The organism is Methylobacterium gregans (genome assembly GCF_022179245.1).
In the GTDB taxonomy this organism is placed as follows: Bacteria; Pseudomonadota; Alphaproteobacteria; order Rhizobiales; family Beijerinckiaceae; genus Methylobacterium; species Methylobacterium gregans.
The window spans coordinates 34,540-48,703 of the sequence record NZ_BPQM01000004.1; the positions used below are offsets into that span (position 1 = coordinate 34,540).

The 14,164-nt window shown below is 71.8% G+C and carries 12 protein-coding genes; 7 read left to right on the top strand and 5 right to left on the bottom strand.

The window, feature by feature from the left end:
* Window positions 1-25: 25 nt before the first annotated feature.
* Both MFF54_RS01190 and MFF54_RS01195 read right to left on the bottom strand, forming a co-directional pair.
* Entirely contained in the window at window positions 26-928 is a 903-nt protein-coding gene (locus MFF54_RS01190; protein ID WP_238300625.1) for an SGNH/GDSL hydrolase family protein, read from the bottom strand.
* Window positions 895-1,986: an OpgC family protein gene (locus tag MFF54_RS01195; RefSeq protein WP_238300626.1), complete on the bottom strand. Its 1,092-nt coding sequence runs from the start codon at window positions 1,984-1,986 to the stop codon at window positions 895-897. Before MFF54_RS01195 ends, MFF54_RS01190 begins: the two co-directional genes overlap by 34 nt.
* Before the next feature lie 208 nt (window positions 1,987-2,194).
* Between MFF54_RS01195 and MFF54_RS01200 the strand changes: the two genes are divergently transcribed.
* From MFF54_RS01200 to MFF54_RS01215, 4 genes are all read left to right on the top strand, one after another.
* Window positions 2,195-2,503 (top strand): hypothetical protein, encoded by a 309-nt coding sequence (locus MFF54_RS01200; protein ID WP_238300627.1) that lies wholly within the window; start codon window positions 2,195-2,197, stop codon window positions 2,501-2,503.
* Between the two features lie 66 nt (window positions 2,504-2,569).
* On the top strand, window positions 2,570-3,652 hold the full coding sequence (locus MFF54_RS01205; protein ID WP_238300628.1) for a M23 family metallopeptidase: 1,083 nt from the start codon (window positions 2,570-2,572) through the stop codon (window positions 3,650-3,652).
* A gap of 68 nt (window positions 3,653-3,720) precedes the next feature.
* Entirely contained in the window at window positions 3,721-4,050 is a 330-nt protein-coding gene (locus MFF54_RS01210; protein WP_238300629.1) for a hypothetical protein, read from the top strand.
* A 477-nt stretch (window positions 4,051-4,527) separates the two neighbouring features.
* Entirely contained in the window at window positions 4,528-5,286 is a 759-nt protein-coding gene (locus tag MFF54_RS01215) for a LuxR C-terminal-related transcriptional regulator (protein WP_238300630.1), read from the top strand.
* Between the two features lie 371 nt (window positions 5,287-5,657).
* On the opposite strand, the gene MFF54_RS01220 is transcribed toward MFF54_RS01215, so the two are convergent.
* From MFF54_RS01220 to MFF54_RS01230, 3 genes are read right to left on the bottom strand one after another with little or no spacing between them, the layout of a single operon-like run.
* The gene (locus MFF54_RS01220; protein ID WP_238300631.1) at window positions 5,658-7,163 is read right to left on the bottom strand and encodes an exopolysaccharide biosynthesis polyprenyl glycosylphosphotransferase; all 1,506 of its coding nucleotides are present in this window, start codon (window positions 7,161-7,163) and stop codon (window positions 5,658-5,660) included.
* A gap of 54 nt (window positions 7,164-7,217) precedes the next feature.
* A complete protein-coding gene (locus MFF54_RS01225; RefSeq protein ID WP_238300633.1) occupies window positions 7,218-8,048 on the bottom strand; it encodes a WecB/TagA/CpsF family glycosyltransferase in 831 nt (276 codons plus the stop codon).
* Window positions 8,045-9,034 (bottom strand): UDP-glucuronic acid decarboxylase family protein, encoded by a 990-nt coding sequence (locus MFF54_RS01230; protein WP_238300635.1) that lies wholly within the window; start codon window positions 9,032-9,034, stop codon window positions 8,045-8,047. Before MFF54_RS01230 ends, MFF54_RS01225 begins: the two co-directional genes overlap by 4 nt.
* A 429-nt stretch (window positions 9,035-9,463) precedes the next feature.
* On the opposite strand from MFF54_RS01230, the gene MFF54_RS01235 reads away from it, so the two are divergent.
* The 3 genes from MFF54_RS01235 (at window position 9,464) to MFF54_RS01245 (ending at window position 13,879) form a co-directional block, all read left to right on the top strand.
* On the top strand, window positions 9,464-10,783 hold the full coding sequence (locus tag MFF54_RS01235) for a polysaccharide biosynthesis/export family protein (protein WP_238300637.1): 1,320 nt from the start codon (window positions 9,464-9,466) through the stop codon (window positions 10,781-10,783).
* Window positions 10,784-10,854: 71 nt separating this feature from the next.
* Complete coding sequence (locus MFF54_RS01240) at window positions 10,855-12,264, top strand: mannose-1-phosphate guanylyltransferase/mannose-6-phosphate isomerase (RefSeq protein WP_238300638.1); 1,410 nt, start codon at window positions 10,855-10,857, stop codon at window positions 12,262-12,264.
* Window positions 12,265-12,580: 316 nt separating this feature from the next.
* Window positions 12,581-13,879 carry a glycosyltransferase family 4 protein gene (locus MFF54_RS01245; RefSeq protein WP_238300640.1) on the top strand — a complete coding sequence of 433 codons (1,299 nt, stop codon included), beginning with the start codon at window positions 12,581-12,583 and terminating at the stop codon, window positions 13,877-13,879.
* Window positions 13,880-14,164 lie beyond the last annotated feature (285 nt).

The following is a 14,164-nucleotide window of genomic DNA, read 5'->3' on the forward strand; positions in this document are numbered from 1 at the left end:
ATGGGGCGGCGGCGTTGCCGGGCCCTTAACGCGGGGCGGCGGGCTTCTCGGCCTGCTGGGCCGGCGCGTCGCGGGCGCCACCGTCCTGCTGGAGAAGCGAGAGCGTGATCGCCCGGGTGACGTGCTCGGCCATGCAGCGCAGGCCGAGGTCGTTCAAGCGGAACTGCCGCCCGAGCATATGGCCCTCGCCCTTGTCGGTCCGGCCCGCGAGATAGCGCATCGCCTCGTAGCGCTGGACCAGCGGTACCTGCTCGCGGGCGGCCACCGTGCGCACGGTGCGCACCACGTCGTTGTAGTAGGCGTCGTCGGCGAGGCTCGCCGTGTATTGCGGATCGACCAGCACCACGTCGATGTCGTGCGACTTGATCCAGCGGACCGCGTCGTCGAGGGCATCCGCGAAGGCCGAGAGCTCGACGCGCGAGAGTGCGTCGTGGGTGCCGACCTGCCAGACGACGAGGTCGGGCTCCAGTTCCGCCACCATGCTGCGCAGGCGCTCGGCCGCGCCCGAGGCGATCTCACCCTGCAGGCCGCGGGCCTCGACCTCGATATCGACGTCCGGCAGCGAGCGCTCCAGCGCCGTCTCGAGCTTGACCGGGTAGGTGGCCGAGGCCCCCAGCCCCGCCGAGGTCCCGCCGATCGAGAGCACCCGCACCGGCCGCTTCTCCTTCAGGGCGGCCTTCACGGCCCTGAGCTTGGCGAGGGTGTAGAGCTGCGAGCCCGGCACCCGGCACTCGGGCGAGAGACTGGCGTCGCCGGGCTCGGCAGTGGTCGGCGGCGAGATCACGGTCGGGGCCGGCCGCGCCGCGGACGGCTGCAGCGCGGGCGCCTGCGCGGCATCCTGCGCCTCGGCGGCCGCCGCGCCGAGGAGCAGCGCCGCCGCCAGCAGGGCCGGTCTCAAACCCGGGGGCGCGGTTTGCGGGAGCGCCATTCGACGAACCATGCGGTGTAGCCCATCGCGAGCAGGCCGAGGCAGAGGATGGCCAGGTCGACCAGCAGGCCGCCACCCGTCCAGAAACGCAGGAGCTGCCCGCCCAGGCTCAGGAGCGACCCCATCGAGAACACGGCCAGGGAATTCCGGCCGAGGCGCGCCAGATAGCCCGCGACCGGCCCGATCCGGGGCGCGACGAGCCCGTAGACCGCGCGGAACGCCAGCAACACGCCGAGGAAGTGTAGCAGTCGCGCGGGCGTCAGGTAAGTTTTGTCGAAGGTGAAGAGCAGCCGCGGTTCCGGGACGCGTAACGGATCGGGCCGAATCTCAAGCACCGCGGACGCGATGCCCAGAAGAACCAGAGCGATTCCCGCCGGCATCAGCCTGCGCGACCAGCGCGCGAGGGTGTCCGATTCGCGGTTCCAGTCCTGGAGTACGAAGCCGAGCACGAGGAGGAACTGCCAGCACAGGGGATTGAAGAACCAGTCTCCCTCGCCGGGCCAGGAAGGCAGGTTCCACTCCTCGATCAGGCTGAGGAGATAGAGGCCGCCCGAGAGGATCAGCGCCGCCGGCCGGCTCAGCCGGGCCAGCAGGATGAAGACCGGCGCGATCCCGAGCAGCACCACGTAGAGCGGCAGGATGTTGAAGAAGCCGAGCTGGTGCGTGAGCAGGGCGATGCCGACGATGGTCTGGATCGGGTCGGCGAAGAAGGTGCCGGCATTGTGCCATTCGAGGATCAGCGGGTTGTCGAGCACCAGCGCGGTGCCGGCGATCGTCGCCAGCGCCAGCAGCATCACGGTGAGCTGCGCGCGATAGACCTCGATCGTGCGCGAGAGCAGGCGGACCACGGTGCGCCCGCGCGGCTCGGGCGCGCCGTCGCGGCCGCGGGTGGCGATGCCGATCGACCAGCCGGCCAGGAACACGAACAGCTCCGCCGCGTCCGAGATGCCGTACTGCGAGTAGGTGTAGCGCTCGAACGTGTTGCCCGGCACGTGGTTGATGAAGATCGTCACCAGGGCGAGGCCGCGCCAGAAGTCGATCGCGTTCGGGTCCCGCATCGCGGTGGCGGCTCCGGGTGGTGTCAGGGGGCACGGGCACGGACGGCGCGTCCTGATACGGTGGCTGAGCGGTTCTGCAAAGGCCGCCGAGAAAGGCCGCCGAGCAAGGCCGCCGGGACCGAGACCGCCTCCTGAGGGAGCGGGCCTACGCGATCCGGCGAACCGGGGCCGTTCTGCCGCGTTGGGGGCGCGAAAGGAGGATCTTCCGATGGCTCAGTCTATCCTGTTCGGCGGGCGACGCGCCCGCACCGGTGGGCAACGCGCCCGCACCCTCTTGATCCTGGCCGCGCTCGCCGCGCCGACCGGCGCCTGGGCGCAGTCCCAGACCGGCACCGGCGGCGGCCCGACCTCGACGGTCACGGCACCCAACGCCTCCTCGGTCGGCCGCGTGATGCCGCGCCCCGGCGCGGGCGGTGTGGGCGCCGACGCACAGCTCGACCGCACAGATCGGACGCCGCAGATGAAGGCCGACGACAAGATCCAGAAGGGCATCTGCATCGGCTGCGGTGCCAAGTAGGCCGCTCCGTTCACATCTGCGCGGCGACGGGTTGCGCCGGGCAGGTGCCTTCGGGCTAGTGGCGGCATGAGTCTTCGCACCCCGACGAGCCGCATCGAAGCATGCGCGATCCACCGCCCGGTCAGCCGGAGCCTCCGGGCGCCCCTCGTCCTCCTGCTCGCCGCGCTCGCCAACGGCGGCGCGCGGGCCGAGGAGGCGCGCCCGCCCGGGATCAGCCTGCACCTCCCGCTCGCCTGCGAGCCGGGCCGCACCTGCTTCGTGCAGCACTACGTCGACCGCGACCCGGGCCCGGGGGCGCGCGACTACGCCTGCGGCAGCCGCACCTACGACAAGCACAACGGCACGGATTTCCGTGTGCGCACCGGCGCCGAGGCCGGGGGAGAGGTCGGGCGCGTCCTCGCCGTGGCGGCGGGCCGGGTCCTGCGGACCCGCTCCGACATGGCGGACGGGCGGGTGCGCGGCGGCGATGCGGCCGTGATCAAGGGCGCGGAGTGCGGCAACGGGCTCGTCATCGCCCACGCGGACGGCTGGGAGAGCCAGTACTGCCACATGGCCCGGGGCAGCCTCGTGGTGCGCCCCGGCGACACGGTCGCGGCGGGCCAGCCGCTCGGGCAGGTCGGCCTGTCGGGCATGACGGAGTTCCCCCACCTCCACCTCACGCTGCGGCACGGCGGGCAGGTGGTCGATCCCTTCGCGCCGGGAAGCCCGCCCGATTCCTGCGATCCGGCCGCGCCCGGCCGCGGCGGCACCCTGTGGGAACCGAAGGCGGCCGGCGCCCTCGGCTACCAGGCGGGCAGCGTGCTCAACGCGGGCTTCGCCGACGCGCCGGTGAGCATGGAGAGCCTTGAGGCCGGCGCGCCGCGGGTGCCGGGCGCGGAATCCGGAGCGCTCGTCGCCTACGTGCGGGCGATCGGGCTGGAGACGGGCGACGTGCAGAGCCTCGTCCTCACCGATCCCACCGGCACGGTGGTCGCGCAGAGCGTCCAGCCCGCCCTGGAGCGCCCGCGGGCGCAGTCGCTGCTCTTCGTCGGGCGCAAGCGCCCGGCCGAGGGCTGGTCCGCCGGCGCCTACGCGGCCCGCTTCCGCGTCGAGCGCGCCGGCCGCGTCGCCCTGGAGAAGACGTTCAGTCTCGCACCTCGCGCTCCGTAGTCCGCCACGGATTTGACTTCGTATCGGGAAAGAGGACTGAGTGAGCCCGGTCCCGAACGAGCCCGACCTTGGACGACACCCCGGAAATCCGCGAGCAGCTGTCCCACGCGTGGCGCTCGACCCTCGACGCCGCGGTCGCGAACGGCGCGCCGCCCCAGGCGGTGATCGAGACGATGGTCGAGGTGGCGCATGCCTGCTTCGCCGAGGCGTTCGGCGCGACGGCAGCCGCGAGCTACCTCCAACTCCTGGCCGAGCAGCTGCGGGCGGGCGAGCGCTGCGAGACCGACGAGCTGGTGCGCGGGGCGCCCGACGAGCGCCCGTCCCGCAGCTTCATGCCCGCCGATGCCGAGGCGCTGATCGACCCGGACTGGCTGACCCGGAAAGACCTGTTCGGCTGACGCACGCAGAGGCTGCGCGGACCGGCCGCGCTCCGCGCCAGGACCGGGTCCCTCGGCAAACTCAATATTCGCCGCGCTTCGCCGTCACCGCACCTGACGCGCGCGAGATCCCGTCCTTATCACAACTTGAACGATCATGCGGATCGCGAGGCGCGATTCTGCTCCCGGTAGTCGGAAGGCTGAGTCGACCTTTGCTCCAGCGCAAAGCGGGCCGATCAGGCTATCGTTTGTTTATTTTCCGCCCTCCCTTTCGTGAGCGTCCGACATCCTACAGAGACTAGGGGCCAGAAAATCACAATTTATGGTCAAATCACCATGTTTAGATGGTTGCAATTTCAATAACATGGATTACCGTTCCCTGACGTGACGCCTTTGGGCGGGACGGAAGTCAGAAGTGGGGGAACTCCTCAGGGTCTGCGCGCCGGAGCGGGCGCGCACCGGCTCATCGACCACGCATGCCAATTCGGAGTGGGATGGATGCCAGGCACGATTGATTTTCAGTACGGGGCCGGACAGGGCACGACCCGCGTTCCGATGCCGGTTCGGCCGCTCCCCGGTGGGGCGACCATCGCGACGCTCCTCCTCGGATCGGCGGGCCTGTCCCGCGACGGACTGATCCGGATCCTCGACGCGCACGGCTACGCTGTCCTCGACAGTTTCGAGACGATCGCGGAGATCGAACCGGGCAGCGACCCGGCCCTGGTCCTGCTCAGCGATTTCGGGCCCCCTCAGGTGGCGGACGGCACGATCGGCCTCCTGCGCTCGATGTTCCCGCAGGCCCGCATCGTCGTGCTCACCGACATGCGCGACCCGACGACCTTCCGCTACGCGCTGGAGATGGGCGCCCAGGCCTGCCTCGACCACGTCACGCGGCCGGCGGCCCTGATCAAGTCGCTCAACGTGGTGATGCGCGGCAACATCGTGATGCCGATGGATGCGGTGCCCCATCTCGGCGGCGACGGCGCGCAGGCCGTGCGTCTCTCCGTGCAGAACGCGGGCTCCGAGCTGCCTCCGGGGGCCCGCGCGCTCTCGAACCGGGAGATCGAGATTCTGTCCTGCCTCGCCGACGGCCAGTCGAACAAGCTGATCGCCCGTCGCTTCGCCATCGCGGAGGCGACCGTGAAGATCCACGTGAAGGGTATCTTGCGCAAGATCAACGTTCAGAACCGGACTCAGGCCGCGGTGTGGGTCCTGAAGCACGGCATCCCGCGTCTGCCGGGCCGAGCTGCGCAGTAAGGCGCAGGTCCGACGCAGTCAGGGGCAAGAGAAAGGCGGCGCGAAGGCGCCGCCTTTCTCTTGTAGTCGGGGACGATCATCTCCGGTCGATCCTTTGGGTCGCGGAAACCCGAACCGGCAGCGTTGAGAGGCGGACCGAGCCACGGGGCGGAAAACCGGATTGGTCGGTAAGTCACATCGGCAGCGAGCCCTGGGCGCGACCGGTCTCCCGCGTCGTCCTCCGCGTCGCTCCGGGCCTCCGTAAACCGGCGCGTCGGTCAGGGGAGGCACCGGCCGGGCGCTGCGCCGGAACGGATGCCGGTGCCTCGCACCGGGGCGCTCCACACGAGCAACCTGGAGCCGTTCCCGACGCCGACGCGATCGGGAAGGCGCTAGCGCGCGCCTCGGGCGCAGAGCACGGCGGGAATCGTCGCCAGCAGGATGTAGAGGTCGAGCCAGAGCGACCAGTTGCGGATGTAGTAGCCGTCCTGGCTGCGCTGGACCGCGAGGTCGCCGTCGCTGCGGGCCGAGATCTGCCAGAGGCCGGTCAGACCCGGGGGGACGCTGGTGCGCAGGGCCCGGAAATCCGGCTCGAACCCGTCCATGTGGTAGGCCGGGAAGGGCCGCGGACCGACGAGGCTCATGTCGCCCCTCAGGACGTTCCAGAGCTGGGGCAGCTCGTCGAGGCTGGTGCGGCGCAGGAAGCGGCCGAGGCCGGGCAGCACCCGCGGATCGTCCCTGAGCTTGAAGTAACGCGCCCACTCGGCCGCGGCAGCCGGATCGGCGGCGAGATGCGCGGCGATCCGCGTCTCCGCGTCCCGGTACATGGTGCGCAGCTTCCAGACCCGGATCGGGCGGCCGTGCCGGCCGACCCGGGTCTGGGCATAGAACGGACTGCCCGGGTCGATCCGGCGGATCGCCAGGGCAAGAACGCCGATCAGCGGCAGGAGCAGCAGCAGCCCGATCCCGGCCAGCAGGCCGTCGAGCAGCCGCTTCATCAGGAGGTTGCGCGGCCGGTAGAGCTCGCGCCGGATCTCCAGGCCGATCGCGTCGCCCAATGGACGCACCTGCATCCACATGTTCTGCAGATCCTGGATCTGCTGGGCGAGCACGACGCGGCCGAAGGGCAGGCGGCCGAGCCGGCTGTCATACTGCGCGAGATCGGCGCAGGAGGCGAAGATCGCGACCTCGGCTCCCCCGATCCCGGCGGCGCCGTCGAGGCGGCCGAGATGCGGCAGGTCGGGATGGGCATGGATCGCCGCGGCGGCCTCAGCGGGGCGTGCCGGATCGGTGAGATAGCCGATCGGCCGCAGGCCGAGCTCGGGCTGGGCCAGCAGGGTCCGGGCGAGCGCGTGTGCGTGGGCGTCGGCCCCGACGATCACCGTCGGCGCCCCCCAGGCGGCGCGCCGGATCAGCACGGCGCGCACCGCCGCCTCCCCGTAGAAGCCGATGAGGACGAGGAGGAGGGACGCCGCCGCGATCTGACCGAGGAGTGGCGCCTGGCCCAGGAGCGAGGCTTGGCCCAGAAGCGGCGCGGCGGGCGCCGCCCCCGTCGCCAGCAGGCAGGCGGTCGCGTAGATCGCGACGCCGAGTGCCCGCAGACGCAGCCGCTCCGGCGGGCTCGGGCCGTAGACCGCGTAGAGCCCCAGCGCGGCGAAGATCGGCAGCACGCAGAAGACCGGCAGCGACAAGGGGCCAGCGAGCAGCGTGGCCGGGCCGGGATGGGACGCGCTCGCCAGCGCGAGGGCGCCGCCGGTGACCAGCGCCGCCAGCGCATCGCCCAGGATCAGCGCCGCCGCGACCGCAGCGCCGCGGCTGCGCGCCCGCCGGGCGGCGCGGTCGGGCGGGGCGCGCCCGGTCAGCTCGATCGCGGTGGCGACGGTCTCGGTCGTGTCCATGACGAACCCTCGGGCGATCAATCGCGGTCTTGGTCCGGGGCGGCGGCCCGGGTGTCAGCCCCGCGCGGGATCGCGGGCGGGCACCGACCCGCCGCGCCGGGACCGGCCGAGCGCGTCGCGGGCGAGCTGGAGGCCCGCCAGGACGAGGAAGCGGGGCACGATGCTGGCGTAGCGGCCAGCCAGACGCCGCGGCTCGGTCGCGAGCCGGAACAGCCATTCGAGCCCGCTGCGCTGCATCCAGCCCGGCGCCTGCCGCTTGGTGCCGGCGAGAAAATCGAAGGCGGCCCCGACGCCGACCATCACGGGCGCCTCGATCCGCCCCAGATGGGCGGCCATCCAGCGCTCCTGCTTCGGCGTGCTCAGGCCGACCCAGACGATGTCGGGCTTGGCCGCGTTGATCTCCGCAACGACCGCCGCGTCCTCGTCGTCGGTCAGCGGGCGGAAGGGCGGGCAGTGCGTGCCCACAACCGCGATGCCGGCGTAGCTTCGGCGCAGGGTCTCGGCGAGGCCCTCGGCCACGCCCGGCGCGCCGCCGTAGAGGAAGTGGCGGTAGCCGCGCCGGTCCGAGTCCCGGCAGACCGCCCGCATCAGGTCCGGTCCGTAGACTCGCTCAACCGGGCCGAAGCCGAGCCGGTTGGCCATGAAGACCAGCGGCATCCCGTCCGGCGTGACGAGGGCCGCCGCCTCGTGGATCGCCCGGAGCTGCGGGTCGGACCGGCTCTCCATCACGCCGTGGACGCCCGTGATGCAGACGTAGTGCGGCAGGCCGGCCCGCACGAAGGCGTCGAGCGCGTCGAGCGCGTCCCGGAAGGTGATCGCGCTGACGCCGAGCCCGAGAACCGGTGCCCTTGGACCGAGCCAGCGCTGGAAGCCTTGCGCGCTCATGCGGGGATCGTCCGACGGCCCTCTCCGAGCGGCAGGACCGCGCCGCCCTGCCGCGCCAGCAGCCCCTCGAAATACGCGATGGTGCGGGCGAGCCCGGTGTCGAGATCGATCCGGGGCGACCAGTGCAGCGCCGCGCGGGCCCGGGCGATATCGGGGCAGCGCCGCCGCGGGTCGTCCTGCGGCAGGGGATGGCAGGTGATGGTTGAGGGCGAGCCGCAGAGCTCGACCACCCGCTGGGCGAGCGCCAGAACGGTCGTCTCGACAGGGTTGCCGAGATTGACCACGTCGCCCGGATGGTCGTCGGCCGCCATCAGCCGCATCAGGCCCTCGACGAGGTCGTCCACGTAGCAGAACGAGCGCGTCTGCGAGCCGTCGCCGTAGATGGTGATGGGCTCGCCCCTGAGCGCCTGGATGATGAAGTTCGAGACGACGCGCCCGTCCTGCGGGTGCATGTTCGGGCCGTAGGTGTTGAAGATGCGCGCGACCCGCACCGACATGCCGTGCTGGCGCCGGTAATCGTGGAACAGGGTCTCGGCGCAGCGCTTGCCCTCGTCGTAGCAGGCGCGCGGACCCGCGATGTTGACGGAGCCGCAGTAGGATTCCGGCTGCGGGTGCACGTCCGGGTCGCCGTAGACCTCCGAGGTCGAGGCCTGGAGTACGCGGACCTTCAGGCGCTTGGCGAGGCCCAGCATGTTGATCGCGCCCATCACGCTGGTCTTCGTGGTCTGGACGGGGTCGCGCTGATAGTGGATCGGTGAGGCGGGGCAGGCGAGATTGTAGATCTCGTCGACCTCCACGTAGAGCGGGAAGGTCACGTCGTGGCGCATCAGCTCGAAGCGCGGGTTGCCGAGCATCGGCTCGCAATTCGCCCGCGAGCCGGTGAAGAAGTTGTCGACGCAGAGCACCTCGTGCCCTTGCCCGAGCAGGCGCTCGCAGAGGTGCGAGCCGATAAAACCAGCTCCGCCCGTCACCAAGATCCGCTTCATGCCGGCCGTCCTCGTCCTGATCGCGTTCGGATGTCGGGCCCACGTCTGCCGGCCCACGTCCCTTGCCACGTCCCTCGGTCCACGCCCCCCGGGGGGCGCTTCCCGGGCATTCCGGACGTGCCGGGACAATGGAGCGGGGCCGCGCGCGACGACAACGGAGCATCCGGTGGAGGGCGAAGAGGTACGGACAGCTTCCGCAGTAATACTGACGAACGCGCCGATTTGACCGAAATTTTGGAACGAAGAAGCGGCTTTTGACCCGGCTTGACTGTTCCGACACCGGAGGTAATCCGATCGAGACACTTCCCTCGTCCGAAGGGCGCGGGCGCCGCGTCGTCGGCGCCTACTAGGATCCGCCTCGGTCCGGGCCTGCCGGACCCGGTCCACGGCTCTGCCGGGCCGCAGCTTTGGCCCGGAGAGCTGAGGCGCATGAACCGCACGGCCACCCGACACCGTATTGCCCCGCCGCGGGGCGACGCCCCGCCGCCGGCCAACGCCCCGTCGCGGCGTCGCTCCCGGGGCGCACTCGCGCTCCTGCTCGTCCTCGGGCTCACGGCGGGCGCGGGCGCGCAGGACGCCAGCTACAGGCTGGGCCCAGGAGACCGGATCAACGTCGCGGTCTACGGGCAGACGGAGCTGACCGGCGAGTACACGGTCGGCGGCGGCGGCAACCTGTTCCTGCCGCTGGTCGGCGAGGTCGCGGTCGGCGGCCTCACCCTGCCGGAGGCGCAGGGCCGCGTGGTCGAGCGGCTCGCCGACGGCTTCCTGCAGCAGCCCGTGGTGAGCCTGCGGGTCACCGAGATGCGACCCTTCTACGTGCTCGGCGACGTGCGCTCGCCCGGCAGCTTCGCGTTCCGCTACGGCGCCTCGGTCCTGAGCGGCATCGCGCTCGCGGGTGGCTTCGCCGAGCCGCAGCAGGTGCAGCTCGGCCAGCGCACCGACTTCCTGGGCGCGGACGAGCGGGTGCGGGTCCTCGAGGCCAACCGCCGGCTCCTCACGGTCCGCCGCGCCCGCCTGGAGGCGCAGCGGCGCGACAAGGACGCGTTCGAGGCGCCGCCCGGCGCCGAGGCCGATCCGCGGCTCGCCGGGGTGCTCGCCGAGGAGCGCGAGATCCTCAAGAGCCAGCGGGCCGCGCTCGACCAGTCGCTCGACCTCCTGCGGGCGCAGAAGCCACGGCTCGAGAGCGAGATCACCGGCGTCCAGGCCCAGCGCGCCTCGGAGGAGACTCAGCTCCGCCTGATCCAGGCGCACATGGAGGATTACGAGCGGCTGATGGCGAACGGCCTGGCCCGGCGCTATCAGGGTATCGAGTTCCAGCGCGAGGAGGCCCGCAACAAGGCCAACATCGCCCGGCTCGGCGCGGATCTCGCACGGCTCGACCTCGCCATCGGCGACCTCGCGCTGCGCATCCAGGACACGATCGAGGCCTATCGCCGCCGGGTGATGTCCGACCTGCAGGACGCGACGACCCGCCTCAACGAGATCGAGACGCAGTTGCCGAGCGCCCGCGAGATCCGCGAGGCGCGGCTTCAGGCCGGGGGTGCCCTCGGCACGCAGGCGCAGGGCGGCCTCGCCCGCAAGGTCTTCATCACCCGCGCCCGGGACGGCAGACTCGAGACCTTCGAGGCCGACGAGCGCGCGGCCCTGATGCCCGGCGACATCGTCGAGGTGCGGCGCGAGCTGCCCGCCCGCGCGACCCAGGCGGCGCAGGAAGCCGCAAGCCAGGTCGCGGCGGCCGACACGCGCTGAGAGGCGCGGGCCAGGCCCCGGAACACGATCCGAGAGCGATCTTCGTCAACAGCGATCACCGGAGAGGCATCATGACCGAGATCAGGCCGCTCATCCTCTGCGGCGGCAATGGCACCCGGCTCTGGCCGGTCTCGCGCGCGGCGCTGCCGAAGCAGTTCGCCGTCCTGATCGGCGAGCGCTCGACCTTCCAGCAGAGCGTGCTGCGGGTGGCGCGGCCGGGCTTCAGTCTGCGCCCCCTCGTCGTCACGAACGCGCTGCACCGCTACCTCGTGGAGGAGCAGCTCGCCGAGATCGGCGTCGAGGCTGACATCCTGATCGAGCCGGAGGGGCGCGACTCCGGGCCGGCGATCCTGGCCGGTGCTCACGAGATCGCCCGGGAGGATCCCGACACGCCGGTCCTCGTACTGGCCTCCGATCAGGCGATCCAGGGCGAAGCCCTGTTCCACGAAGCCGTGCAGGCCGGGCTCGGCGCCCTCGCGGGCGGCCACCTCGTCACCTTCGGGGTGGTGCCGACGCACCCCTCCACGGCCTACGGCTACATCCAGGCCGGGCCGGAGATCGTGCAGGGCGCCCGCGCGGTCCTGCGCTTCGCCGAGAAGCCGCAGGCCGCGCTCGCCACCCGCTACATCCGCGAGGGGTACCTCTGGAATGCCGGCAACTTCCTGTTCCGCGCGGGCGCGCTGATCGGGGAATACGAGCGGCACGATCCGGCGACCTGCGCGGCGGTCGCCGCCGCGGTCGCGGGCGCGCATCGCGAGATCGGGGCGGCGACGCTGGAGCCCGAAGCCTTCGGCCGCGCCCGCGCGCAGTCGATCGACTACGCGGTCTTCGAGCACACCAGCCTCGCCGCTCTGGTGCCGCTCGCCTGCGGCTGGTCGGATGTCGGCAGCTGGGACGCCCTCTGGGCCCTGGGCGAGAGCGACCCGGACGGCAACGTCGCCCGGGGTCCCACCGAGCTGCGCGACGCCCGCGGCTGCTACGTCGCCAGCGACGGGCCGCTCACCTCCGTGCTGGGGCTTCAGGACGTGGTCGTGGTGTCGAGCGGCGATGCGATCCTGGTGGCGGACCGGCGCCGGACGGGCGAGGTCAAGGAGATCGTCGCCGCCCTGCGCGAGCGCGGACGCCCAGAGGCCGAGCACCATCCGCGGGTCAACCGCCCCTGGGGCTGGTACGAGGTGATCGAGGCGGGCGCGAGCTTCCAAGTCAAGCGGATCTGCGTGCGCCCGAGCGGACGCCTCTCGCTCCAGAAGCACCGGCACCGGGCCGAGCACTGGGTCGTGATCGCTGGCCATGCCCGCGTCACCGTAGGCGACGAGGTGCGCGAGCTCGGACCGAACCAGCACGCGCACATCCCCCTGGGTGCCGTCCACCGGCTGGAGAATTTCGGCAACATCCCGGTCGAGATCATCGAGGTGCAGCACGGCAGCTACCTCGGCGAGGACGACATCGTGCGCATCGAGGACGTCTACGCGCGGGTTTGAGCGGGGGTCGCGCGGCGGGGTCCGGCCCGACCGGCTCTCCTCGATGAGACGCCGCCCTTTCCCGGACGTCCGGAGCGTGAGCGGGCGGTGATCCGGGATCTGGGGAACGAAGGGCCGCGGAGCGGCGCGATCTTCGGCCTCGGTGCGAGAGGCGGACGCTTCGCGTCGTCCCGTGCCGGGTCCCGGGTGACATTCCGCCCGCGCTCCTGGCGCCCGGGACACGCTGGTGCCGAGACCTCGAGCGCATCGCCGGCTTGGCGGCACCCGCGGCACCAACAACGGCTCGACCAACACATCAAACACGAGGAAACGCCCGATGATCCGCGTCCTCTCGGCGATCGTGGTGCCGCCCCACATGTCCGTCAGCGGCGGGGCGCGGGCGGGGGAGGCGCTGAGCGCGGCGCTGTGCACGCACTGCCGGGTCGACGTCGCCAGCATGATGGGGAGCCCGGAGGATCCCGGCCCCTGCGGGCGGCTGCCGGTCCGCACGTACCTGCCGCCGGGCCTGCCCTGGTCGCGCCTGCCGAACCGCTACCGCTCGCTGTTCTACCGCTCGGACATTCCCGGGCGGGTCGCCGGGTACGACCTCGTGCACCTGCACAACCCGATGCCGGCCCTGGAGATGGCCCGGATCGCCCGCGCGGCCCGGGCGGCCGGCGTGCCCTACGTGATCTCGACCCATGGCTTCAACGAGGTCGCCAACGGCGGCAGCATCTACGGGTTCGGGCCGGTGCGCCGCGCGGTGTGGCGCGGCCTCGTCTACGCGCCGGTGGCCGCGGCCGTCCGGGGGGCGGCCGGGATCCTCGCCCTGTCGCCCGCGGATTTCGACATCGTGCGCGCCATGGGTTTTCGCGACCGGCCCGTCGAGGGGCAGATGAGCGGGCTCATGGAGGTGGTGCCGAACGGCGTCGCCATCCCCGAACCCGCCGATCCCGCCGAGGATGCCGCCCTCCTCGCCCGCTTCGCGCTGCCGGAGCCCGATCCGGACGGTCCCCTGACCCTGATGTTCCTGGCCAACCACACCCCAAACAAGGGGCTGCCGGTGCTGCTCAGGAGCCTGCATGCGCTGCGCCGCCCCATCCACCTCGTCGTCGGGGGCGAGAAGAGGGCCGAGATCGACTATGCGGGCCTCGTCGAGGGGTTGCCCGCCGACCAGCGCGTCGTGGTGACCGGCCGGCTCTCCGACGCGGAGGTCGGGGCGCTGATGCGCCGGGCGGATCTCTTCGTCTTCCCGACGCTCGCCGACACCCTGCCGCTCGTCGTGTTCGAGGCGATGGCGCAGGGCCTGCCGGTGCTGGCGTCAGCGGTCGGGGGCATCCCCTATCAGATCGACCCGCGCTGCGGACAGCTCGTCCCGCCGAACGAGCCCGCTGCGCTCGCCGCGGCGATCGAGCGCCTCGCACAGGACCGCGCGCGGCTGCGCGAGATGGGTCGCCACGCCCGCGCGCGGGTGGCGGAGAGCTTCACCTGGGCGGCTGCGGCGTCCAAGGCCCACGGTGCCTACCGGCGCGTCCTGGCGGCGCCCGACAGGGCCGCGGAGCGGACGGCTGGGCATCGCAAGATCCCTGCGGCCGCGCCGCTCGGATCGGCGCGGCCGCCCGCCACCGGTCGGTGATGGCCCGGCCTCGACAGCCCGACCTCGCGCGGTGCCGGAACGATCAGGTTTTACGCGCCTCGCTACGGTCGTCGCCGGGTCGTTTTTTGGTGCAACCAGGAGGTCCGGCTATTTCCAAAGTTAGTTCACGGATGAAGATAGGGTATTAGTCCGTCCGTACGGATATTTCTAACTGCAAAGTCGTGCGAGATCGTGAGATGCTTCCGCATTCGCACCGCCGAATGCTCGACCCTTGTCGATCCGAAGCGCGCGCCTGACCTGGAGGGCCGACGATGACCACGCCGA